Source organism: Bacillus sp. SIMBA_008, from assembly GCF_046535495.1.
GTDB classification, from domain to species: domain Bacteria; phylum Bacillota; class Bacilli; order Bacillales; family Bacillaceae; genus Bacillus; species Bacillus subtilis.
Window position 1 is genome coordinate 1 of record NZ_JAWRWL010000032.1, and the last position, 455, is coordinate 455.

The 455-nt window shown below is 35.6% G+C and carries 1 protein-coding gene; it reads right to left on the reverse strand.

What is annotated here, in order from left to right; all coding sequences use genetic code 11:
• Positions 1–405 (reverse strand): transposase (locus SB658_RS21925; protein WP_410602286.1); only part of this gene is annotated, 405 nt, incomplete at its 3' end.
• Positions 406–455: the final 50 nt, after the last annotated feature.

Consider the following 455-nt stretch of genomic DNA (forward strand, 5'->3'; position numbering starts at 1 on the left):
TTTCATCGCTTCTCTTAAGATTCGATGAAAAATTTGTTCAAATAAATCTGTATCGTGGAAGCGTCTCACATAGTTTTTACCGAAGGTAGAAAAGTCCGGGATTTTCTCCGAAAACCCATATCCAATAAACCAACGATAAGCCACGTTAGTTTCAATTTCTTTAATGGTTTGACGCATAGAGCGAATACCAAATAGATATTGGATTAAGACCATCTTAATGAGGACAACAGGATCAACACTTGGTCTACCATTGTCGGAACTATAATGATCTTTGACAAGATCATAAATGAAGTCAAAATCGATTGCTTGATCTATTTTCCGTACAAGATGATCTTGAGGCACTAATTCATCTAAAGCCACTACTTCTAATTGGTTTCGTCTTTCTTCTTCACGTTTGGATAACATGTTCATCCCCCACAGAAATGTGTTATTACCCTTATTATACAAAAAAGCTT